The organism is Neomegalonema sp. (genome assembly GCF_028688855.1).
GTDB lineage: Bacteria > Pseudomonadota > Alphaproteobacteria > Rhodobacterales > Rhodobacteraceae > Neomegalonema.
Map to the genome: position 1 here is coordinate 34,089 of NZ_JAQTXI010000020.1, position 24,755 is coordinate 58,843.

The 24,755-nt window shown below is 41.8% G+C and carries 24 protein-coding genes; all 24 read left to right on the top strand.

Translation table 11 applies throughout. From position 1 onward, the window contains the following. Positions 1-5: 5 nt before the first annotated feature. Complete coding sequence (locus tag PHN62_RS13925) at positions 6-341, top strand: hypothetical protein (RefSeq protein WP_300151656.1); 336 nt, start codon at positions 6-8, stop codon at positions 339-341. Continuing rightward, on the top strand, positions 284-1,945 hold the full coding sequence (locus PHN62_RS13930) for a hypothetical protein (RefSeq protein ID WP_300151658.1): 1,662 nt from the start codon (positions 284-286) through the stop codon (positions 1,943-1,945). Before PHN62_RS13925 ends, PHN62_RS13930 begins: the two co-directional genes overlap by 58 nt. Positions 1,946-1,954: 9 nt before the next feature. Beyond that, positions 1,955-2,407 (top strand): hypothetical protein, encoded by a 453-nt coding sequence (locus tag PHN62_RS13935; RefSeq protein WP_300151660.1) that lies wholly within the window; start codon positions 1,955-1,957, stop codon positions 2,405-2,407. Positions 2,408-2,418: 11 nt separating this feature from the next. Then, a complete protein-coding gene (locus PHN62_RS13940; protein WP_300151662.1) occupies positions 2,419-3,534 on the top strand; it encodes a hypothetical protein in 1,116 nt (371 codons plus the stop codon). An 18-nt stretch (positions 3,535-3,552) separates the two neighbouring features. Further along, positions 3,553-3,873 (top strand): hypothetical protein, encoded by a 321-nt coding sequence (locus PHN62_RS13945; RefSeq protein WP_300151664.1) that lies wholly within the window; start codon positions 3,553-3,555, stop codon positions 3,871-3,873. Then, a complete protein-coding gene (locus tag PHN62_RS13950; protein WP_300151666.1) occupies positions 3,866-5,461 on the top strand; it encodes a hypothetical protein in 1,596 nt (531 codons plus the stop codon). The genes PHN62_RS13945 and PHN62_RS13950 overlap by 8 nt, the downstream gene beginning before the upstream one ends. A gap of 58 nt (positions 5,462-5,519) precedes the next feature. After that, positions 5,520-6,155, top strand: a complete 636-nt coding sequence (locus PHN62_RS13955) for an FkbM family methyltransferase (protein WP_300151668.1) — start codon at positions 5,520-5,522, stop codon at positions 6,153-6,155. A 2-nt stretch (positions 6,156-6,157) separates the two neighbouring features. Further along, positions 6,158-6,634: a hypothetical protein gene (locus PHN62_RS13960; protein WP_300151670.1), complete on the top strand. Its 477-nt coding sequence runs from the start codon at positions 6,158-6,160 to the stop codon at positions 6,632-6,634. 2 nt (positions 6,635-6,636) lie between these two features. Then, positions 6,637-7,545: a glycosyltransferase gene (locus PHN62_RS13965; RefSeq protein ID WP_300151672.1), complete on the top strand. Its 909-nt coding sequence runs from the start codon at positions 6,637-6,639 to the stop codon at positions 7,543-7,545. Further along, positions 7,542-8,597, top strand: coding sequence for a glycosyltransferase (locus PHN62_RS13970; RefSeq protein ID WP_300151674.1), 1,056 nt, complete (start codon positions 7,542-7,544; stop codon positions 8,595-8,597). Before PHN62_RS13965 ends, PHN62_RS13970 begins: the two co-directional genes overlap by 4 nt. Continuing rightward, positions 8,594-8,971: a hypothetical protein gene (locus PHN62_RS13975; protein ID WP_300151676.1), complete on the top strand. Its 378-nt coding sequence runs from the start codon at positions 8,594-8,596 to the stop codon at positions 8,969-8,971. Before PHN62_RS13970 ends, PHN62_RS13975 begins: the two co-directional genes overlap by 4 nt. A 69-nt stretch (positions 8,972-9,040) precedes the next feature. Continuing rightward, the gene (locus PHN62_RS13980) at positions 9,041-9,457 is read left to right on the top strand and encodes a hypothetical protein (protein WP_300151678.1); all 417 of its coding nucleotides are present in this window, start codon (positions 9,041-9,043) and stop codon (positions 9,455-9,457) included. A gap of 92 nt (positions 9,458-9,549) precedes the next feature. After that, the gene (locus tag PHN62_RS13985) at positions 9,550-9,936 is read left to right on the top strand and encodes a hypothetical protein (RefSeq protein WP_300151680.1); all 387 of its coding nucleotides are present in this window, start codon (positions 9,550-9,552) and stop codon (positions 9,934-9,936) included. Positions 9,937-10,990: 1,054 nt separating this feature from the next. After that, positions 10,991-11,677, top strand: a complete 687-nt coding sequence (locus tag PHN62_RS13990; protein ID WP_300151682.1) for a hypothetical protein — start codon at positions 10,991-10,993, stop codon at positions 11,675-11,677. 22 nt (positions 11,678-11,699) lie between these two features. Beyond that, positions 11,700-11,987 (top strand): hypothetical protein, encoded by a 288-nt coding sequence (locus tag PHN62_RS13995; RefSeq protein ID WP_300151684.1) that lies wholly within the window; start codon positions 11,700-11,702, stop codon positions 11,985-11,987. Further along, a complete protein-coding gene (locus tag PHN62_RS14000) occupies positions 11,950-12,510 on the top strand; it encodes a hypothetical protein (protein WP_300151686.1) in 561 nt (186 codons plus the stop codon). The genes PHN62_RS13995 and PHN62_RS14000 overlap by 38 nt, the downstream gene beginning before the upstream one ends. A 358-nt stretch (positions 12,511-12,868) precedes the next feature. Then, a complete protein-coding gene (locus PHN62_RS14005; RefSeq protein WP_300151688.1) occupies positions 12,869-16,441 on the top strand; it encodes a phage tail tape measure protein in 3,573 nt (1,190 codons plus the stop codon). Then, positions 16,441-18,600, top strand: a complete 2,160-nt coding sequence (locus tag PHN62_RS14010; protein ID WP_300151689.1) for a hypothetical protein — start codon at positions 16,441-16,443, stop codon at positions 18,598-18,600. The genes PHN62_RS14005 and PHN62_RS14010 overlap by 1 nt, the downstream gene beginning before the upstream one ends. Beyond that, positions 18,591-19,076: a hypothetical protein gene (locus PHN62_RS14015; protein ID WP_300151690.1), complete on the top strand. Its 486-nt coding sequence runs from the start codon at positions 18,591-18,593 to the stop codon at positions 19,074-19,076. The genes PHN62_RS14010 and PHN62_RS14015 overlap by 10 nt, the downstream gene beginning before the upstream one ends. Before the next feature lie 269 nt (positions 19,077-19,345). Further along, on the top strand, positions 19,346-21,022 hold the full coding sequence (locus PHN62_RS14020) for a hypothetical protein (RefSeq protein ID WP_300151691.1): 1,677 nt from the start codon (positions 19,346-19,348) through the stop codon (positions 21,020-21,022). 26 nt (positions 21,023-21,048) lie between these two features. Further along, positions 21,049-21,387, top strand: coding sequence for a hypothetical protein (locus PHN62_RS14025; protein ID WP_300151692.1), 339 nt, complete (start codon positions 21,049-21,051; stop codon positions 21,385-21,387). A 1,229-nt stretch (positions 21,388-22,616) separates the two neighbouring features. Next, entirely contained in the window at positions 22,617-22,820 is a 204-nt protein-coding gene (locus PHN62_RS14030) for a hypothetical protein (RefSeq protein WP_300151693.1), read from the top strand. Between the two features lie 831 nt (positions 22,821-23,651). Beyond that, positions 23,652-24,464 (top strand): phage recombination protein Bet, encoded by an 813-nt coding sequence (gene bet / locus PHN62_RS14035; protein ID WP_300151694.1) that lies wholly within the window; start codon positions 23,652-23,654, stop codon positions 24,462-24,464. Next, a partial coding sequence (locus PHN62_RS14040; protein WP_300151695.1) for a hypothetical protein occupies positions 24,451-24,755 on the top strand: 305 nt, incomplete at its 3' end. The genes bet and PHN62_RS14040, both read left to right, overlap by 14 nt.

The window sequence follows — 24,755 nt, forward strand, 5'->3', positions numbered from 1 at the left end:
GTGACATGAAAAACCTTTTTTTGTTTTTATTTATAAGCATTCCGTTATATTCTCAAGTTAGAATGGTTTCAGAGCATAGTAGCGTAAAGATTAACAATGTCAGGTATGCCGAATGCAGTTTGACTTATTATGTTGATGAAGTAAAAATGGACAAATTCAGCATAAAGAAACTTGATGAATTTACGGAAAAGGCAAATAAGTTGGAAGTTAGATATTTAGATAATGGAAAGAAGCGTACTAAAACATTTCTTGGAAAAATGCCTAAAGTCATAAAGGAAAAGGAATGGAACTCTCAAGGGAAACCCGAAGATTCTATTATTTCACCAATCCCAAAGGATTAATAATAGACGACCGGGGAATTGAGAATGAGGGAGAATTTATACGGTTTCCAAGGTGTTATTTGGACGATCCGGAAAATCCGGTGAATCATGACAATAGAATTAAAAGGACATTCTCAAATCCTGATGAATGTTTAAAATGGGTGGAACAAATGACCTTTAAACAAAATTCCAGAGTTGACAAGAAACTTTATGTCAAGTCTGAGGCAGTCAAAGCCGATGGCGGCGATTTTGAAAAAGTAAAAGAGTTTATGATCGCTCCTGAGAACTTTAATCCTAAAGACATTAGAGTATACAAATCTTATCTTGCCAATAATATAGTTGACAGGGACAGGGAGAGGTTTACTCCTCCGGTATTAATGAGTTTTTCCAAAACGATAGTAGGAAAGCCTAAACTGTTCGGTCATGCATGGGGGAATCCAGGCGAAGGGATTTGTTTTGATTCTGAGGTAGTCCAAAAGTCCCTTGATGAATCCCTAAAGATGATCGGGCCGCATCCTTCAAAGGGAATCGCGGAACACTTAGAAGATGTCAAGACCAGGGATGGAGCCATTTATTGGTTAGTGGTTAAGTGGTATATGTTGGCAGATAATGTTGAATTGACAAGGAAGATTGATGCGGGAATTGTTTCTTATGAGTCTATAGGTTTTAGGGCACCGGATAAGGTTGCCGTTAAAGACAAAGACGGCAACGTTAAATGGTGGGAATTTGTTAACACCGAAACAGCGGAGGCAGAAGCATTAGAAAATAGTTATGTTTGGTTGGGTAGTCAGTACGGGGCAAGGTCAAGGAAAAAGAGTTTTGAGGACGAGGACAAGCTGATTTCTTTTGACGAAGTGATTAAACCTTACGCCGGAGAACACGCTTGCAGACTGAAAGACCCCGGACAGTACGATTCATTTGCAAGAAAAAATTGTGAGTTCGAACATGAGGGAAAATGCGTAGACGTTATATATGGAATTTCGGAAGGGAAGTCTGAGATTCAAGCGTTACGCTTTAAAAAGAGTGTCTGGACGGAATCTGCCGCAAAGAGTTATTGCGATGAAAAGGGCGGGACATTTGAAGCCGCCGCCGAAAAGACCCTTGACAAGATTGAGACTACGCGCCCGGAAACAACGGAGGTTAAAAGGATGAAAATTGAAGTAAAAGCCCTGGGCATCGAAGGTGAATACGATCTTACCGATGAAGGGATTGCCAAACTTCAGGCCGATGTTATAGAAAAAACTAATCTGAGGGACGAGGAAAATAAAAAGGTTCTGGATGAAACAAAGTCAGAACTTGAAAAAGTAAAGGCTGTCCTCGGTGATCTTGATACTGAAAAGATCAAAGTCCTTCAAGAGAAGTCCAAGCTCGGCGATGAATATAAGCAATTTCTAATTGAAGAAACCAATAAGTTTAAAGTCTTGTGCGGATTTGTTAAAAGTGACGTTGAATCCGTAAGGGCAGACCAGGAACTTTTGGCCTCAATGACTGTCGAACAGATCAAGGTTCATCTTGAGGAGTTTAGGGGTAAGTGGGCACAGGATCATCCTAATACGGGAGTCCTGCCGGAGAATACAGAGACGCAAGATTCAAGGAAAGTCCATAAAATTGATGCACATATTTAGGAGTTAAAAATGAGCAGAGTATACGGTGGGGGAGACGGCGGGAATTTCATTACCAGGACGTTTATTCCCGACACTGCCTTCAAAGCTGAAATTGTTTCTCTTGTTAGTTCCGGCACTAACGTTGTGGGAAAACTTGTACAGATCGCAACGAGCGATGGCTACACAGTGACTTCCCCGGCGGCAAATGCTAAGCCGGACGGTGATATTATAGCGTTCGAAAAAGACGCGACCAATACATATCTTTTGACGTGCCGTATTTGGGGGTACACAGATTCGAATAGTGTTTATACCCGCGCAGTTGCGGTGAAGAATTTTGCGTATTCTGGTACGCCTTCTTTGGGTTATCAAATCCTCGTTTCTTCCGGCACATATCATGATGTGGTGGCTACGTCCACGACTGGTATCGGCAAGATTCTTGAAATTGATACGCCCTCGTCCGGTTTTGTTGATGTGATTATTTAAGGAGCAATAGAATGATTGTAAAAGGTGATATAAACAAGCTCAAGAAGCTTGATAAGGGAATGTACGAAGACGCAGCCATGAAGGGTATTCCCCTCAATGTCTGGATGGAAGATCATATCACGACCAATGAAGGCGGCGGGTTTGATGCTACACCTTATCAGGGAAAAACCACGTTCGAAACCTGGAAGCTTCGCAGGGAACTCATCGCAAAGGGAAAAGACGTTCCCCCGACAGCAATGGAAATCGCTTTGTATGCGCACGGGATTAAGGCGCACGGGTCATTTACTGATCCAGTGTCCAAGTTTTTCGTGAATGCCGACACGGTAGTTCTCTTTCCGTGGTTTGTGCAGGACAAGATTTACGTTGGGGCACTCCAGGCTTCTCTGGTTCCCGAACTGATCGCTGAAACGGTGGTTATTCAGGGACTTGACTTTAGGAAGATTTATCTGGATGACTCCGAGCAGGACAGGCAGACGGCACGTACGACCAGAGGCTCCGAGGCTCCGCTGAAGCACTTCAAGGTCAAAAAGGAACAGGTCAGTCTTGAGAAATACATGATTGAACTCGATTTTGACTACGAAGCCATTTATGATACGCCTCTCAACCTTTACGCCACAGCCTTGAGGCAGATTGGCGCACAGCTTGGTATTGACGAAACCGATGATTTGATTTATGCACTTATCAACGGTGACGGAAACTCCAACGGTTTGCAGTCCGGAAATACTGAGACTTCGGTTACCACGACCGCGATTGAAAAGCTGGATATTATCAAGTTCGCATCTTCTCTTAATCTGCCCTATAAGATGAAAAAGTTTGTAGGTAAAAAGGCTTATATGCAGAAGTATTGGGATGCACTTAGTGATATGCAGAACCCGGCTTCGCAGTGGGGCATGACAGGAATGCAGCTCCCGGTTGGTTATGAATGGGACAGGTCAATCGTTACGTCCGACCGTTTTTACGGCGTTGATCCTGATTTCGCGGTTTCTTACGTAACCAACGATACAACAGTCATGACCGAAACAGACAAGGTGATTAATAAGCAGCAAGTCAGGACAGTTATTTCCAAGCGGTCTAAATTCTCGATTATTGACAAGAACGCCATTGGCTGCCTTGACATCGAACACTAAAAGAAAAGGAGAAATTAGATGGGTAAACTTTATGTAAAATGTCCAGAGCCGTGCATCTATGATGACCAGAATGGTCACGTAGTTGATATGTCCATTACTGAATTTTACGGATGCAAGAGATTCAGGTATTTGGACGAAAACGGCGATGAACAGGAAAAGGTACGGGAGGCCAATCCGGATAAGGTATTCGAAGTTACAGACGACAAATACTGGCTGGAAAAGGTCACTCGTAAACTCTTGATTCAGGTTCCCGCTTATGAGGTCAAAGGCGAGGTTGCTTCGACAGCAGTTGAGCCTCCGCGCCGAGGCCGAAAGCGGGTGGAGGTAGTTGATGCGTAAATATTTCAGTATTCTAATATTTTTGATTGCGGGAAGTATTTTCGCCCAGACCCTCCCCGAAACTGTAACCAATCGGGCTAAGTTGGCCCGGTGGGTACGCGAAGGAACTTTTTCTTTTGATAATAAGTCCTTCAAGTCCGGCAGTGAAACCTATTTTTCAAGTGATTCGGATACTTTGCGGTTTGACCTTTCGACCGCGCTTTATCCGATTGACCTTGAAATAGGCAATACCCGGAAGTTCGGGGTGGATTCTACGGGAAAAATAATCGGGCCGAATGAAGGAACGATCTCGAACGTAACGAACGGAAGCTGGATACTTCTTGAGGCAAGCGAAGACTTGAAGTTCGCTTTTTCGGAGAATGCGCTTGATTTGTCCAGCACTACAGGTGTTACGGCGGTTGACTTCCAAGCTCTCGATATTAACACCGATTACTTAAAAGTATTCAAACCCACAGTTGATGCAACGGATTATGTTCAGATCGATCCTTACCTTGATCTTCAAATTCTGGACATCTACGTAAATGCCGCGTCTATTTTTAGTGTAGACACAACTGGTATAGTAACTTTGGTAAACGGCGCGACTGTTTCAAACGTGACTGATAACCAGATCATCTTTAAGGAAAATGACGAGGATTTGAACCTTGCGTTTGGCACAGACATTATTAATGTCTCATCTGCGACATCTGTTGCGACCGTTGATTTTGGTACGCTCAATCTTGCGACAGATGCTTTTGATGTTTCGGATGGTGATATTGCCAATGTGGGTCTGGTTCAAGCCGATAGTCTAAGGCCGGACGGCACAAAGGTGGTCGTTGCTACAGGTAAAACCGCTTCGAACTCAATTTCAATCGAACCCTACGATAATAATACCGGCCCGGCTTACGTTGCTGGTATTACGGTGACCGCAGGAAATGATCCGGCGGTTGCTATCGGCGGGGGTGGAGTTACGGTTGAAGTCAATTCCTCGGATTGGGACATTTCTACTGCTGGCGTAGTGACTGGCTTGGGAAATGTTACGTCTGATGGCGTGGCTACGTTCACTGACTTTAAGGACGTGGGAAATAACGGCACGACCTTCCTGGCTACTGGCGGCGACTCGTTGACTGCTGCAAACACGGTCGGAAATATTAATTATTCGGTATTCACTTTTACTAATACGAATTGCCGAATAACGATGACAGATGCCGCGGCTGCCGGATGTCACGGAAGTTTTAAGTTGGCAGACCTTCCAGCGGGAGCCATTAAGATTATTGGTTCCGTTGTAACGCTTACAGTTACCGCTGGAGCCGGTGGAATAGTGGATGATGCTACTTACGACATCGGGGTTGGGTCTACTCAGGTCGCGGTTGACAATGAAGAGCTTGCTGCAACAGAACAGGACATCGTAGCAAAGATCGAAGGCGATCTTGCGGCTGGCACTAAGGCGGTTCAGGCCCAATCAGGGACGGATGCTTTGATTGACGGCACTGGTACGGATGCGGATATGTGGCTGAACGTTGCCATAACCGCCGCCGATGCTTCCGCTAACGATCTTCTTAACGTTCAAGGAACGATCAAAATTGTTTGGGTGGCTTTGGGGGATTATTAATCTTTAACGGAACGGGGGGACAAACCGTCCCCCTGTTCTACTTTTAAGAGGGCAAGACGTGAAAGAAATTAAATTAAGATATAAAGAAGAAATAATATACTTTATCGGCCCGGAAGAGGATCATCAAATCAAAATGATCGAAAGTAACGGGTTTTACGAAAAGATAATGTTAATGGATTCGGAAAAGAGACTAAAAGAGGGTGACGTTGTAATTGATATAGGTGCAAGCATTGGGAATCATTCAATCTTTTGGTCTAAAGTATGTAAATGTAAAGTATACGCTTTTGAACCGAATCCAAGAGCCTTGGAATTTTTGGGGTTTAACAAGATTAAGAATGACGCAAATATAGAGATTTATAATATAGCATTGGGCGATAAAATTGGAATGGGTCACTTAAGAATAGCGGATAACAATATCGGGAACTCTACTTTTGTACCGGGTGAAGGTATGATAAATGTGAGTCCTCTCGATATGTTTGGAATAAATAATGTAAGGATGATGAAAATTGATGTCGAGGGAATGGAGAGCCAAGTCTTAAGGGGGGCGCATGAAACGATTGATAAATTCAGCCCCCTTATTTACATGGAAACGTATGATAATAAGGCTTCTGATATTTTAAAAAGTTGGGGGTACAAAGTAACGGGGGTTTTTAATTTTAGTCCTACTTACTTATTTGAAAGAGAAAAGAGGTAAAGATGAATGGTTATTATCGAGAATTGAACGTTTTTTATAAGCAAAAAGATTTACCGGGATCAAGTAGATTTTATTTCACTAAACTTATTTTGTCTCGCGCGGTATGTGATGCGTATCACTATCTTGACAGGGACGACAAAATTCAGATATGGTTTAAAAATCTCAGAAACGAAATGGACATGGTTGATTTTCTAAATAGGCTTGACGTTAAATATGATTTTGAGAGCTATAATAGAAACCATATACTTGAATTAATACAACCCGCGAGCAAGGCTGTCATGGAAAATTTGGGATTTTACATTGAAGATAATTATTCTTTGATGTATTACATACATACAATATTGACAAGTTTATTTATGGATTGGGAAGAACAGCTTGAGTTTTTTAAATACATGGTCAGGCAATCCGGGGAAAGTATAAAAAAATATAAAGAAAAAGAAAAAAAGACAGGCAAGAAAATATTAGCCAGAAAGAGGTAAAAATGAAAATTGCGGTACACTGCGGAGTAAATAAGCATTTCGTGGGTGACATAGTAGAACACCTGAAAAAGAAACACGAAGTAAGAGCAGAGGAAACCAGAACCACGCAGGAACTTTTCGAACTTATGAAATGGTCAGATGTTTCCTGGTTTGAATGGTGCGAACAGACAGCGATAACGGCCTCACACCTTCCTAAGGTCTGTAGAAATATAGTGAGGCTTCATGGATATGAGGCATACTTAAGCTACCCAGAACAAATTGACTGGAATTATATTGATGATCTCATTATAGTTTCAGATGTAAGCAAGAAACCACTAAAAGGGAGAGTACCGGAAGATAAGATAAAAGTAATCCATAACGGAGTAAATTTAGACAAGTTCACTTTTAACAAGCATGAAAAAGGCTTTAACTTGGTTTGTGCGGGATATATAAATCCACGAAAGAATAATCAGTTTTTACTTTATGCCATGCACGAACTTTTAAAAATAGACCAGAGGTATTTTTTGCACTTCGTGGGAAAGTTTCAAAACGGAGAACAGCAGATATACCTTCAGGAAGCAATTAAGAAAATGGGCATTCAGGATCATGTGGCTTTTCATGATTGGGTAAAAGATTTAAACGACATACATTCTAACATGAATTATATTGTATCTGCAAGCTATCGTGAAACTTTCGGGTATTCAATCGCCGAAGGAATGCTTTGCGGACTTAAACCTGTTATTCATTGGTTCGATGGGGTAGAAAGTATTTGGCCTGAAAAGTATGTATTTACTAATATGGAAGAGTTTATCAAACAGATCACTTCTGATGAATATAATTCTCAAGAGTATAAAAAGTATGTCGTTGATAATTATTCTTTAGAGAAACAAATGAGAGCAATAGATAAACTTATCATGAGAGGAAAGAAATGAAGAAACCAGTAATAGCGTTTGTAAGTCAGCATCACTGTATAAGGGCTTTAAAACAAGCTATCGTTTTAAAAGATTTGGGGTATGAAGTTCATCTTGTAACTAACAGATTAAACAATTCGCATTTCTATAAGTCGGCGTATGTCTATTTAAACCCTTTGGATTTTGAAGAAGTTGTAAGGACTTTAAAGGACAGGATAGACATTTGGCATATCCACAATGAACCGAATTGGTACGTGGTTACTGTCAGGAAAGTCATTCCTAACGCAGTTATAATCATGGATTATCACGACTCACACCATTGGAGACTCACAGAGGAACAAAGTTATATCTATCCCGAAAAAGAGAAGTTGGCTTTTTACATGGAAGACTCTGCGGCTTTAGTCTCGGATGCATTTGTAACTCCGTCTAAAAAGTGCCGCGATGAGGTCGTAAAGAGGACAGGCAAAAAGACTATTTACGTTCCCTCGGCGTGTCCGAGGAAAGAGTTTAGAATCAGGGAGTTTGCCATACGTGGAGGTTTGGCGATTCAAGGGGGAATGGTTAGCCCTCAAATGGTAGAAAAAGAAGGTTGGAACAGATGGAGAGACTACACCGAATTTCTCCAAGAGATTAAGGGGAAAATCCATGTCTTTGCATATTCCCCCTCTTTCGGAGTAGAGAAACCCGATGTCACAAAAGACCACTATGTTAAACTCGGAGTAGAACCGGATAAACAGTTTTATCATGTCCTGTTAGATAGATTGGGTGAACATTCCTGGAATTTAGTAGGAAACTGGCAAAAAAGTTTTACCTTAGTTTGGGACTATGCACTTCCAAATAAGTTCTGGGATTCAGTTGCAGCGGGGGTTCCCTCTGTTTCGTTTAACTGTCCGGAAACTTCAAAGATTATCAAAGAGTACGATATAGGACTCTCCCTGAATCATCCCAAAGAATTAATAAATAGATGGGGGGAGCATATAGAGAAAAGGAAAAATCTGATACTTACCAGAGATGAACTTTGCATGGAGAATCACATCGAGAAACTAACAAATTTATACGAGGAAATAATATGAAGAAACTACTTGGAATTATAGGCATATTGATTGCAATTTTCGCAGTTTTGATTTGGCTGGACGGTTCTTGTCAATCACAGCAAAACCATGATAATAAAGGCTCCGTTCATACGGCCTTAAATGATACAAGTCAGGTTGTAGATTTCGAGAGAGCCGTCCAGCTTCTTGATTCTGCGGAAGCAACTATCCATAAGCAGAGACTATATATTATCAATCTGCAAAATGCGTACTCCAAACAAGTTTTAGGTACTAAACTTTTAGCTCATGATTTGGTTAAAGCGGAGACTTTGGAAGACTTCCAAGAGATAGTAAAAAGATATAATATTAAATCCATTGATAAACGGTTGCAAGAAGTTACCAAAAAGGGTAAATAGATGTCAATTATTACAGCAACTGAAGTAAGATACACCGGAAATTGGAACTCTTCGGAATACTCCGATACAATGCTCCATTCGGCACCTTATATAACAGCGGGCGACTCCTGGCTGAATGGGGTTTGTTCTACTAATGGATATACTAATTATGCCGCAGTCACCGGGACTGATACGCAAAATCTTCTTAAGGCGGCTGAGTGTTATTGGGTGGCCGGTGCGGTAGTCTCAATCCCTCCAAAAGACGACTTTCAAGCTGGCCCGGTTAGGTCGTTTAGTGTGGGAGCAAAAGACAAGGTTTCACTTGCGGAGTATTTTGAAAAGAAAGTCAAAGAGTTACTAAATCTTGCGGGGTTCTACTTTAATAAATGGGAATATACACATTCAGGTGGAGCGGATTATCATCCGTCCGGATATGATAATACCAATGTTGATCTCAGGTACACCGGCGAAGATTCAGCGTTTGACTTTATGGGTGGAGAGCAGTGAGCAAGCAAACCTGGTTCATGTCGTGGTTAATTAGATCGGATTTAGCCGAAGCCGCGACTTTAACGGTGACTTCCGGGTCAACGTGTCCGTGCATGGTTTATTATGATTCTGCAAGGCCGAGTTATTCTGAGGAATGGCATAGAACTATAAATCCTTCAGCTTCAGATTGTAACGGGACGGGAATTATTCACGCTACATATACCAGAACAGCGATTAAAGCGGTATTCAGTCCACCTAATTTAATAGGAAACTCAATCCCCGGAGGCAAGGAATTTTTAGAGACTATCGGAGAGATTAATAATGACGATTTAATACTTTGGGGTGCGGTTAAAACAGCAAGTGCAATTTTGGTTACGTTAAAAGACAGAACCGAATACGTTAATAAAATTACTAAAGGCGGGGTAGATTACTCAATAAGGGATGTTTCCACTATAGCCGCAGGAGTGGGGGAGGTAGCCAGATTAGTACGAAGAACATAGACTGGTCAAGGTGGAACCTAAAGTCACGAAGGGTTAAAACCGCCATAGCGACATCCGGGAGAATCGGAGTATTTGAAGTAGCTCAAGACTTGTTTGACAAAACCTTATCTAATTTAAAGGGGCCGGGGATTAAACCGGGAATACCGGGAAGTAAGGACTCAAGAATCGGTAAGATGCCCGTACCAGTCAGGACGGGTCAATTAAGAAGATCGTTAAAAATGGTTCCGATCTCGACTTTACAGGCGGCTATATTTTGTGATCCGCACATTTCTAATTATGCAAAGTACGTTCACGATGGGGCCAAAGGCGTACCACCCCGGAGGTTTTTGGGTGACGTAGTTAGAACAAACGAAAAGAGATATATTAATATGATAAAGTCTAAAATATTCCAGGAACTTTCAAAGATAAATAATTACGGTTACTGAGATGGCTATTAGACAAAATTACATTACGCATGATATTCTAAAATGCGTTCACGCATTAGTGAATAAGTTATGTTCCACGACTTCCCCGTGGACATCATGGACGGCCTTAAAAGGATTTCCTGAAAGTGACGTATTTACGGATTTCTCAAAGCCGCTCATTTATTTGGAAGACCCCGTACTTGCGGGGGATCGCGTTTTACAGCAGGGCGCAAGCAAGAGAACCAAAGAGTATTCAATGATTGTCGGAGTTTGGGACGACCGAAAAACGGGCGGGCAAGAAGAGATTCAAATGATGACCTCTTACTTGATGGATTATTTTAATGATCCATACTCTTGCATGAACGCCACATTTGACGTAACCCTGGCCGCGACTAATTCCGATACGACCCTATATGCTCAAGGGGTTGTTATCGAAGGGATAAATGGGCCGAGGATAGTCTCAACAGAGGACACAAAAGAATTCAGAAGGGAGTTCGATTTGAGGATTATAGCATAATAAGGAGTTACTTATGAGTGTTTCTACGCAGTTGTCTGCTCCTCCGAGTACGGTACACAAAAAGGGCAGATTTACTCTTAACAGAATCGTCAGGTGTGAGGCAACCGCAACCGCTCCGGTATCGTGGACTAACATGACCAATGTTGTCGCGGTTGAGTGGGGCGAGCCTTCATGGGACGAGGAAACCGATATTCTCCAACAGGGAGCCGGTGATCTCAAGACCCACATTAAACACGGGCCGAGATGGGACGGAACAATTACAGTTCTTTCCGGTTCTTTTGGAGAGGTCGTTGCCAAGATTCAAGGTATTACTTGGGGAACGACTTCGGCGACTCAGTACGGCGCAATTTCCATGAGAATGGACAACGACTACCCGCAGGTTATTTGGGAAGCGGTCTGTAGGGATGATGACAACAAGACGCATCTTTTCAGTGCTTGTGTTCAGGACATGATCATTGACGATTTGAGTTTTTCAAATCCGATGGATTATGAAGATGCGACTATCCCGTTTCATACCTACCACGAACCGTTCCTTCTCACCGGCGGCGCGGAGTTGGTTTATGACCAGTGGACAGCCACAGGATCGGGTGCTACTTTGACGACATACACCCTTTCGGCGACACCGATCAGACTGGCCTCTCCCTCGATTGATAACGATTGGTACTGGTCTAAACTGGTCTACGCCAAAACGAAGTCTTCCAGTGCTTCTACGGGTACAAGATGGGTTGAAGATGTCACCGTAGCCACGACTACAGTAGCTTTGGCTACACCGACGGCGGGTGACACGGTGCAGATTCTTTACGCGAAAATAACCACTTAAAGATAATATAAGAGGAAAGAACATGGAAGAAAAATATTGTACAAAGGACATATACGAATGGGCCGCCATTAAGTTAGCTGGCGGCCCTTCGCCTAATCTTGAAACTTGTGTGGTGGTGGGCCAAATGGTCGTTATGATTTACGACTTTAAAGACCTTCCACCGAGGGACAAGATCGTTGAATTGATGCCGAAAAAAGAAGTTGTGGCACTTTATAACAAGTACAAGCACGACTTCGCCTTTAAAGAAATCGACAAACTAAAAGAGGAAAACAATGGGAAAGACGCTAGAAATGAAACCCCGAACGCTTGATCTTCTCAGAAAAGCAAATGAAGGCGCAGAAATTATTGAAGATTTTGAAGTCAAGGTAGGTCTTCAGACTTTCAAGTTTAGACTGGCCGCGCCGGACATCTTTACAATCCTAAAAGACCAGGAAAGATGTTATCAAAGGGAATATGCCGTTTGTGTCAAGGACGGACTTCAAGAGATGCCGATTAATGAATCGGACTGGAGGAAAGACCTCGACCGGATCACCGATGAAGACGTAAGGGAGGCACAAGAGAAAAACAAACCCGTTGACCTTGCCCAACAGGTAGCAGAAAAAAATGCAAGGTTTGACACAATCATGACTCTCCTCCCTAAAATCTTGAGAGATCAGGATAATAAATCTATCGCAGAAACCCCAACAGATCAAGCGGAACTATCTCGAATGATCGCCCTCAATCCGTCTTTGATGGCGGCACTTACAGAGAAATATACTAATATTCTCTCCAAGATCAATGAGGTGAACCGTGAATCAAAAAACTTGGAGGGGAAGAATACCGAACCCAAATAGACGACTTCAGGGTTCAAGTTGAAGTAGCAAAAAGATATGGCTTTGCGGGGCCGTTCGATGAAAGACTCATTAAAGATTTGGGGAATCCTTTCAGAAGATTGCTTTTATTCAAAGGATTAGAGTTTGATAATTTCGAAACAAGCATTACTAAATACTTATATCAAGAATTCCCGGAGTTTTTCATTGATACGTTAATTGAAATATTTAACACTCACGGGACAGCTTTAATTAACAGTCAGCGGCCCCGCAATAAAGCCATTAAGGGTATTTGGAAAAGAAACAGAAAAAAGAAAAAGGACAAGAATAAAGTGATAAGGCTACCCGATGGATCAGCGGTTGAAGTTTATTAGGCGGTAATATGGCAATATTCGGCGGGTTATCTTCTCTCGGAGTCGGTGACATAGTAGCTTTCGTTAAGTTAAACGGAACAGAAGCCTTTATTCGTGATCTTGACAAACTTAACGGCGCAATAGATAAGCATGGTCAAATGATGAATAAGGCCATGAATGCGACTTTAATAGCGGGCGCGGCTGCGTTTGCTACAGCTACGGCTGCGGCGATTAAGTTTGAATCCTCTTTTGCGGGAGTCACTAAAACTACCGATGGATTAACGGATGCACAGGGACGGTTAAACAAATCCGGCGAAGAAATGTCTAAACAGTTTAGGCAGCTTGCGCTTGAGATCCCGCTTTCGGTTAACGAATTAAACAGGATCGGCGAACTCGGCGGTCAGTTGGGTATTGCTAAAGAGGACTTGATAAAATTTACCGAAGTCATTGCGAAACTTGGAGCTACTACAAATCTGTCTTATGAGCAGGGAGCAACAGAAATAGCCCGTTTTATGAATATTACTCAAGCGGTCGTTCCTGCTGGAATGGGAGTACAAGAACAGGTTGAACGAATTGGTTCCGCAATAGTTGATCTCGGAAATAACTTCGCTACAACAGAACAAGAAATATCTGCGTTTGCGTTAAGACTTGCGGGGTCGGGTACTCAAATTGGTTTATCTCAAGCCGAAATATTGGCATTTGGTACTGCTCTTTCATCTGTCGGTGTAGAGGCCGAGGCTGGCGGTACGGCATTTTCAAAGTTATTTATGAATCTTGGAATGGCTGTTGCCAATGGCGGTGCAAAACTCGAACAGTTTGCAGATATTGCCGGAATTACCGCAACCGAATTTAAAACCAAATTTGAACAAGACGCATCCGGTGCGATTCTTGTTTTTCTTGCAGGTTTAAACCAGACCCAAAAAGAGGGCGGGAATCTCTTTCAGGTCATGAAAGACCTAGGTGTCGAAGAACAGAGAATGAGAAATGCGCTTTTGCTTGCAGGAAACGCAAGCGAACTTTTCGCAAAGGCGTTAAATAAAGGCACGTCAGCATATAAAAATAATAACGCATTAAACGATGAATTCAACAAACGACTTGCGACCACTGAATCACAGTTAAAACTTGTCGGAAATCAATTTCAGGATGTTTTCATTTCGATGGGTCAAGATATTATCCCTGTTCTTAAAGACATAACTGATTATCTAATAAAACACCCCGGAATAATACAGGCGATTTCTTATTCTGTCGGCCCTCTATTAATGTCAATGGCGGGGCTTGTGGCTACTTGGAAAAGCTATAACGCCATAAGTGCGGCCTGGAAGGGTCTGCAGATGGCAAAGCATATCGACTCTTTGAGAAACGCCATAACAGCAGCAGGTTTGGCAACTGGCCCTATGATGGTTATTTTAACGGCTGTTTCTCTTGTCATAACTGCGATAAATCTTGCAGCAGATGCGGCCTCGAAATCAATGGATTTATGGAATGACGCAATCGATAGAAACAATCAAGTGCAAAAAACGGCAAAAGCCAATCTTGAGTCTATGGCATTATCTTACCAGGAATTACAAAGACATCAAGAAAACGAAAAAGTTGTAATGAACGGCGTTAGTATGACAGTTGGCGAGGCACTGGCTTCCATACGGGGGAATCTTGAAAAAACTACAGAAACAGGAAAGATATTCGCATCGGAAACGACTCTTGTGTTCAATGCGGTAAAGACCTCAACGGGTGAGCTTGTCGATAAAACAAAACTTTATAAAGACGCAAGCATAGATACAACCGCAAAGATCAAGGAACAGATTTCAGCCTTGACTTTTCTCCAGTCCGTGACGGCTGCAAATTCCTATGAATCCGAACAGATAAAGAAAAAACTCAACGAACTTTATGACACAATAAAAGTATTATCCCCCGAAGAATTAAAGCGTGTGGGGATAATGGATAACTTGAAATTAAGATACGATGAAACAATCCCATTAATAGAAAAAATTACTTTTGACGAAAAGGACATGGGAGTCAAGACAGAAGAACTCGGAAAAACTTGGAACGACTTTTCAACTTTTGCTTTACAGGGGGCCATTTCAAAATTAAGGGAAACCGATACGACATTTGGTAATTTGGCTGCGTCAATGATTAACATTGCTACGTCTGGATTCAATCCTGTTGTAATGGCGACAGAAGCATTAGGTTTTGTTTTGGATGTTTTTGCGGGATCGCTCGAAAGTTCGAAATGGTCTATTGAAGATACCACAAGAAAACTTGAGGGTATGGGGATTCAGATAACTGCAACAAAAGACAAATTAAATGAAATGTCGCTGAGCTTGTCGAGTACATTGAAAACCGAACTTGACGCGGCAATAGCGCAAACGACAGTTCTGTATAACAATTATTTGGTTGCCCTTGCAAACGAAGCACCTCTTGAAATTCAAAGAAAATACCGACAGGCATGGGCTGATTCTGTTTCGGAAATAAAACTACTTGAAATTGAAGTAATGAATTTGAATGCCGCATTTAAATATCTCGAAGGAGCAGACACGTCAATCGAAATGATGAACTATTTATCCGATTCAACTATAAGACTGGCAACTGGATTTAATTTAGACGCGGCTGCATTGGCTTCGTATAATCTCGCATTGTCCGATCAGATCACTAAATCCTATGGCGTACTGGAAACGATGAAGGTTGGAAGCGAGGAATATAATAAACAATATGAAGCATGGCTTAAATTAAACTATGCGTCAAATCTTTTGAATGGGACGTTGGATTTATTTAAAACTGAATTGAGCGCGGCGGATTATGAAATACTTGTTTCCCTTGGATTGTTTCCATCACTAACAAGCAAGGTTGATGCAAATACTCAAGCCGTAAACGAAAACGCCCAAGCCATAGATACCATAACCGGAACGCCCAGAACGATAACCATTGACGATGCTCAAGCCGTTAGTAAAATAAATGCATTGATGACTAATTTTACTAATTTGAATGCCGTCACAAATGCGAAAACTTATTTAATCAATACCAGTACGGCAACGGCAACAAGCAACATTGGGGTATTTAAGACAAAGGTTGATGAAGCCCTTGCGACCGTAAACTCATTAAATAAGACAGTAACTACAACTGCTCAAATTTTGGTTACACTTTCAGACGCAGACTTGAGAGACTTGCAAGCCGTATGGTTGGCAAAGTTATGGAAGCCTAACATGACATTTGATGAAGCAATGTATTATCAAACATATACGGCTTTTAATAAATGGAAAACCGATTTTCTTTCCGGTGCAATTCGTTTCCATGAGGGCGGGATGCTTGAGGCCCATGAGGGTCTAAGTCTTGGAATGGTGGGAGGAAGAAAAGAAGTTCCGTTCATAGGTCTTGAGGGTGAACAGGTTATTAATCCTTCCGTTTCTTCTATGTACTCAAAAGCGCAATGGAACGCCTTTCAAGATACTGGAAGTCCCGGAGCATTGGGCGGTGGAAGCCAGCCGATAGTTAATATCGTAGTCGAAGAACCGGGGCCGTTGACTAACGTTCGATATGTTGATTCGGTTGTACACAAAAGAATCAAGGAAACCGAAAAGAACTATACTGTAACAGGAAAATACTTTTAATGGCAACAGCCTTACAAATAATCCCTGAAAGCATGACCACAAAGGGAACTTTTGACACTGCCATATTATTCGACCAAGATGAATATATGGAGTGTGTAATTAAGTACGCCGGAGAGTGTGTAGTTCAAACTTCTCAAGACAGAAAACCCATTATCCATGACATAACGAAATCGGATGTTGATAGGGGGGCTTATTCGAGAACTAACAATGATCCAAAAATTATAAAAATCAAATTGAAGAGGAATAAATTTTCGACTCAGGCCAAGATAGATTCTTTGATGACTTATAAACGAAGAATGAACATATATTATAAATATCTCGAAAGCACGACAACATATAAGACCGCTATAGTTGATCCCAATTATATTACAATTTATAAACACGGTGGGTATGAATATAACATTGTCGAGTTGACGTTTTATGAAGCGGAAACATTGGATGCGGATTATCCGAGTGCGTCTTATGGGTCGTACGGAAAGGTAGTTTCTACTGAAATTATTTTCGATCCGGATGGCTTGAATTATAAAATTTCCGGGACACACAATGCAGTATCTATAAGTCCGATTAGCTTCGGGATTAATTTAAATCCGGGAGAATGGGGGCAATTATCACTTAATGACATATATATTGAATTTAATGACCCCGATAGATTTTTTCTTCATAATGGGGCGATAGCAGGGAGATATAATATATTTGATTTCCAATTATGGTCTTTAGAGTGGGATGCAGCGGCTACTTACGCAAGATTAAATGACACTATGGGAAATCCTTACGGCGATGCGGCAACATTTAATGCCGATGATTATGTAACGCTTATAAATTCAGCCGCGACAAGAAGCCTGAAATTAACTTCTGTAAGCAGTTATTCGTACCCGCCAGGCCCTGATCCTGATTCGTATACGCAATTAAATTATGATTCAATCGCAGACTTTGCAGACTATCCGAAAAATACAATAGTATATAAAAACAGTATGTTTGGGAAACGAATAGACATTAACTTGAGAATTGAAGACGGTTCAACGGTTACTAATACGACTGTTTTTCAGGGAGTAATTAGACAGCCGTTTTCATGGAAAAGCGGGAAAGCTATATTGAAAGTTGATAATCTTATTAGGTTAATTTTACAGCAGGAAATTAAACTACATTCGGGTAGTACAACCCCTACATATAGATGCAACTCTTCCGGTAGTTTGGAATCGACCTTAACTTGGACAACTCAAACTGGATCGGGTACGCTTTCAGGAGTAACCACTTACACGGGGGCTAATCTCGGAAAGTGGGTTGTAACCTTTTCAAGTGCTACAGACTTTACGGTTTTGGGGCCAAACTGCGATAATAAGGCAGGCTCAACGGCTGCGGATTTTTACGACCAGACAGACGCGACAGACTCACAGATTAAAATAGCTTCTGCGAGTTGGGGTGGAACCCCCACTTCCGGGGATGTTTTGGAGTTTTATGTTTGCGCTAATTTTTCCGGGAAACTACTCGGAGAAATAATGCTTGAACTTTTGGAAGACTATGGCGGGGTAGACAGTTCTTTGGTTTATGAAGCAAGTTTTACAGGATCGACTTCAACAAAAACATTCACAATCAGTCTTGATTATCCTGGTACGATAGGTGAAGCGATAGTATCTATAGGCCCGATGGACTTTAGCCAATTAACCTATAGATACAGATATAGTTCAATCCCGCAACTGGAATTTTACGAAGTAATCCCCACAACGTATATCTCTGCTGCGTCTATAGGATTAATACAGGGATCGTTTGAAATGGGATATTTTGATTATTACAATGTGATAATAGTTGATTATGCTTATGATTATATAAATGAGGTACATCAAAAAACATTAGTCTATCCAAAGACAGACAACGGAAACATAAGTTATCAGATATTCGGAGAAAAAAGAGTCATGACAATTAAGGCTCCGGGTATTTATTCTGAAACAGAAGCGGAAATATTAGCCAAGAAATATCATACATTTTATGGGTATGGATTAAATCCGATTTCGATAGAACAAACCGGATATTCAAGTCAGGACACGAGATCGCCTTTGGGGTATTTCAGGGTTACAAATATCGAACTTTCAATGATAGACAAGTTAAGATATAAACTTTCAGGCCATGAAATTATAGGTGACAGGGCGGGCGCATGGGATTAAACATAGCCATTAGATTTAATTGTGATGACGGGAATATAGACTTTTACGAAGAAGAAATCACTGATCTTGCGATAATGAGAAATCAAAAGATAGATTTATTTAAAGAATTTCCGGCTTATTACGGAGGGGCAGAGATAGGTATTTATTATGGCATGAATTATATGGGGAAATCGTATAAGAGTTTGTCGTTGACCATAAAGCCGGTATTTTTAAACACAATGACAAAAATAGAATCTTTGTTTGATAATATAGACGCTTACTTTCAACCGAAAACGATGATATGTTATTATCAGTATAGAATGGACACGCTGGCGGGTTTGACTAATAAAAACCAAATGCGCGTACAAATGAAACGCGACGATATGCAATGGATTTATCATAATGGAAAAATAAAAGCTCAACCGATTAAGTTGGATTTTATCGAAACCGAATATACTGGAATTGGCGTACTCTCTAAAGGAATAGTAAAGTCATAAGTTAAGAGGAAAATATGAGTATAATGAGATATATTCAAATAGTAACAGCGACTACCTGCGAAGCGGATGAAACAAGCCATACGGTAAAGTTTCAGCCGATAGAGGCGACTTATCCAACGGGAGCGTTAACTGCGACACAGGGAAGCGGGGAATTGTCTATCTGGTACGCAACGCTTGACGAAGACACGACTTACGATCTTTATGTTGATGACACAAGACATGAACGCTATCAGGCATATAATGCCGTGGCTAATATTGGAGGTTAAGGAATGAAAAAATACCTGTTAATATTTTTGAGTTTAATGGCAACAAATCTTTTTGCTGTTAATAAATGGACGACTAACTATAAAGGCTGGCAGTATGTTCTTTACAACGATACATTAGAATATACTCATGCTACTTTTGCGGCTTATGATTCTGCAAGCGTTAAGTTTAAATTAAATGTTTCCGGTGAATGGGAAATATTAGGCTATGATAAAGTCGGTAAGGTGGCCTTTTATATGGATTCATCGGGGAACCTTAACTTGGGGGCAGCCGCATCCACGGAACCGCATATATTTTCTGTCTTTGACGGCGGGGCCGATAACGAACCTGGCTTTTTAGTCCTTTACGATGACGGCGGGGGAGCAAATCATCTCTGGACTGACTCAGGGAATATCCTCTCCGGGGCTACGTCTCAACCTGCCGATGATGACGCAGGATATAAGATCATGGATTTCGACAATGGAACTATCGGGGCCAGCACGCAACCGGGAACGTTTTCAACGGTTACAGCAACAGGTGGAACCGGAACTTCCATAAGCGGTACAAGCACAAGCGGGATTGGTTCGTATGGCGTGAGTTCGAGCAGTTACGGGGGGCAATTCACCAGCACAACAGGGATTGCTTTGTATGGATGGGTCAATCCCGCGACAACCAATACAACAACGTCTACAGTCGAATTAAAAAGGTATACATCTGCAACGGCGGCAAATAATATCGGGTTATCAGTTGATATGTATAATGAGGATAATGGTGGGACAGTAGAACTTACCGGGAAAATTACAAATGTAATGACCAATGCCGCATCCGGTTCGGAGACTTCGAGATTGGGTTTTTGGACACGTACGGCAGGTGCATCCGCAACAGAAGTTTTCAGTATAATTTCCGGCGGGATAGGCGTGGGCACAATAACCCCGCAGCATTCAGTTTCTATTGTTGACGCAACGCCGGATTTAAACATTGTCGATTCAAATGTCAATATTAACAGAACTACCGCCGCGCAAGCCTCAGATACGGCTTCTTTTAAGGTCGACGCTTCAACGGCATTCCCAACCGTAACCTTTTCTGGCAGTGACGGCGATCAATATACTATCTCGGGGAATACTTCCGATCAAGCACTTTTTGCGGGAGCATTACAATATGTTTTTGATGCGCCAATAAGAACCAGTACGGCAAAATGGATTAGGGAATATCATGCTTCAGCTAATAAAATAAATCCCGGTGGTTCTGGTGCAACATTGACGGTTTTAAATGCGATACTTTCTTATTTGTGCGATGCCACAAACGAGTATCTTTACTGCACAAGCGATATACATAACGACTGGATAGGAAACTCAGACCCGACTTGTTACGTAACCGGATATTTGACCAACGCAGAAACAGCAGGCGATTCTATTCACGGAGAGGTCAGGTTTGACTATGGAACAGCTGGGGACGCTGCGAATGCATATAAAACGCAAACCGTGTCAGTTGATTATCTCTTGCCCGCTGCGACACAATATTATACGGTAACGGTTCCGTTTACGTTGAATTATGATTTAGTGGATAACGTTTTAGAGGCCGAGGACATTGTTTCCATAAGATTCAGACTTGATAACGTAACAGCGGCAAAAGCCACGACTGGATTTAACGTCACAAGTATTGATTTTGAATATGATTGCGATCAACCACAAATTGAAAAATAATCTTATCACTTAACGAAGGCGGTACAATGGAAGCGGTAAAGAAAAACGGAAACGGTCAATGGATCGTTGAGGGTAAACATCCCTATGTAAAATTGGGTATTCCGATTGCGTCTGTAATTTCTTTTCTGATAATGTTTGCGGGCTGGCTGGTGGCATGGGGGAGGAATAGCCAAGCATACGATGACACGGCAGGTAAAGTTCCGGTCTTGGAGGAAAAGGTTGTAAACCTTGACGTGCGGGTTACGGGTATTGAACACGATCTGAAACCGCTTGAAAAAATCCCCGAACAACTTCAAAGAGTAGAGAGCAACCAAAGGCAAGTTCTAACTGATTTGGAATGGCTAAAGAAAAACGTTAATAAATAATATTTGACTTCTTCTTCCTTGTTTTGACGGCTTTGTCTGTTCAGATAAGGCCGTTTTCTATATAATTTTTTATCAATAAAAAGCTAAATTCAATATATTTAATCGTTTAAGAAAATCAAGATTTTTCTGATTTCGGGCTTGTTTTTCAAAATAATGCTTGACATCATTATATTAATGATGTATATTACAAGTGTCAAAAGAGACAAATCAAACCCAAAGAAGGGAGAATGAAATGAAAACAGTATCGCTTTATCGTGACGATTTCAAGACCGAGCCTCCGTTTGAAAATGCGTTTGATTATGTGTTGCAATGTTTGGGTATCCCGAAAGAAGATCGAGATTCAATTGATTTCGTCGAAATAAAGGTCGATTCATTTCATGTGGAATGTTAACCCCCTGACGAGCTTGTGAAAGTCAAGCGAAACCGCCTTCGGGCGGTCGGGACAAAACAAAGGAGAATGAGATGAAAACAGAAAAACAGCCTTATCATTGTGACGGATGCGACGACTTTTTCGAAACCGTTGTTTCCGTAAAAGTATTAAATGATTTCGAGGAAATCAATGCGGATTACTGTTCCGAATGTCTTTATATTGCATCATTCGATATTTACAATGAAGGATTTGATGTTGAACTTATCTAATGGGGGATGAAATGACCAAAGAAAAATGGATTCAGCATATCGAGGAGACGGAACAAATAACCAGACCGTCCATTAGTCATGATTCTCGGTCTTGGGAATTTGCGGTATGGGAACATAAACAGAATGGTTGCCCTGTTTGCATGCAACGCAGAAAAACCAAACGTGCCAATAGGCGTAAACGTTTTTTTATTAAAACAACTATTTCTGGGAGCAACACATGAAACCCAAAAACCTTAAATGGACAAGGCAAGATTTCCTGAAAGACGGAGCAAAGGAAATGTCTCTCCGTGAAGTCAAGCTACACGGGACAATGTTTGAACGTATCGTAAACGCGGAACTTACAATAAGGAATTGTTACGGTTTTACTTTTGCGGGTGAAAAGCGGTTCATCTGTAAACCCAAATCGGAGTAAGCCATGAAAACCCTTGCCAAATTAGCACAAGTGGAAACCCTGATGTTTCCGAAAGTCGAAAGAAAAGTCTACCGCTGCCGATGGTGCGGGATTGAATTTCTTTCCAGAAACAAGAAACGATTTTGTTCTGATGGATGCGAAGATACCTTTTTCGGATTTAATGATAAGGAGAACTAAAATGGACGAAAACAAATACACGCCTGAAATGATAATTGCCGCGCCTGAAATGTTGGATGCATTGTATTCAATTTTAAACATTGAGCATTTCGCCATACTTGGAAGCAAAAATGCTGCAGCTAAGGGCATTAGTATTGCTTGGCATTTCGCTAAGGTGCGCATGGCAATAAAAAAGGCCACCACAACCAAATATGTGGAGGTATAACATGAGGATCTGTGATGCTTGCGGGCTTCCAAAGGCTCATATCAAAATCGGTGGGGCTTCCCTTTGTGACGAATGCCTGCCCTTTGTCCAAGATGAACTCCCGGGGATGAAACAAAAGAATCACCGGCACGCTGCAAAATCAGTATTCAAAAAGCGGGTTAAGTCCAGGACGTATATATTGAGAGATATACCCTATGAGTTATTGCAAAAAGCGCAACATCTCGGAGTGAAAGAGGGCATACCTGTTAGGGATGTTATTTTGATTTCGCTGTATCATTATTTGGGAATATAAAGAAATGTCTTGATTTTATCAGATTAATTTCGTAAGTTTAAACCATTCAAGGGGGCCGGACATGAACAAAAAGATTATCCATACAACTAAAGGACGGGGGCGGGTTCCGTGTCCCCTCTATTTCCCGCTCTCGTCCAATGCTTTTTCTCCTCCCACTCCCTCCCAAAGCCCCGATCCTGGGGCTGCAAAAAACGTTCATCTTCGAATAAAAAACGATGACCAAAAGATTCTGGATTGTGTCAACTGTGGACAAGATACGGTTCATGAATGGGATGAAGATTTTAGATGCTATATTTGCCCGTGCGGTCAGATTTGGGACGGATGGGTTGAGACTGAAACTGAAAGAATTTCAGAAATGCGGAGGCATATATGCGGAAAGAATTAGACCCGAACACACGGAAGCGGATCGCGGAAAGAATCAGGGAACTCCGTAGAAGTTGCAGGGCAAGAGTAACCCCGAAGAAATACCTTGACGGCTTTGTTGACGGAGTTCATGAAGTCATGGATTGGGAATGGACAGCAAATAAAGGGAGAAACTAATGACAGAGAAACAAGAGAGCCTAACAAAAACGGGCGATGACCGGATTGAATTGATTAAAAAGACGGTCGCCAACGGAACAACGGACAACGAATTAAAACTGTTTCTTTATACTGCTCAAAGGACAGGGCTTGATCCGTTAGCCAAGCAGATATACGCTATAAGAAGATGGTCGGACGAAGCCAAGTCTTATGTGATGACTATTCAGACAGGCATAGACGGCTACAGATTAATAGCCGAAAGAACCGGAAACTACGCACCGGGGCCGGATACGACTTTTGTATCAGAAAACGGCAAGATCGTTTCAGCCACAGCGCATATTAAGAAGCGGGTGGGAATGGACTGGTTCGATGTCACCGCAACGGCTTATTGGGAAGAGTACGCCCAATTCAAAAAGGACGGAACACTCACAAGAATGTGGAAACGAATGCCCCATGCCATGCTTTCCAAGTGTGCCGAAGCCCTCGCTTTGAGAAGGGCGTTTCCTGCGGAACTTTCAGGGCTTTATACTCACGAGGAAATGATGCAAGCGGATGTTGAGGAAACCAAGTCTTTACCGGAACCCAAGGTGGAACCCTTGCCGGACGGTCTCAAGGTTGCCGAACTTGAACAACGGGCCAGGATGGAGTCCAGACTTTCCGAATACATAAAGGCTGAATGCAGCAATGACACTGTTTGCATGGCGAAGAAATTCGAATCCATGACAGGCAAGAAGAAAATGAAAGACCTAACTCATGATGAACTGCTCAAGGTTTTTGAAGATTACAAGACCGAAATAGCTTTATTTGAAGGGATGCCCAATGGGAGCCATTGACAAGATCAAATCATTTCCAGCAACAAAGCAGGAACAACAGGACTTTTCAAGGGAAATACTTAGACAGGTTTCAGATGGAGTCATTAACCCGCTCCATGTTAAGATATGGATGAAATCAGTCCAGGATGCATTTGATTTAGTTCTTAAAAATGAAGGCTTTGATAGGTTAATGATGAACGAAGCGGACAAATATTCAGCAGAAAAAAGGTTCCTTGTTCTTAACGCTGAATGCGAAATGACCGCAAGGACGCTTTATGACTTTTCAAAGGATTCCAAATGGGTCAAGCTGAA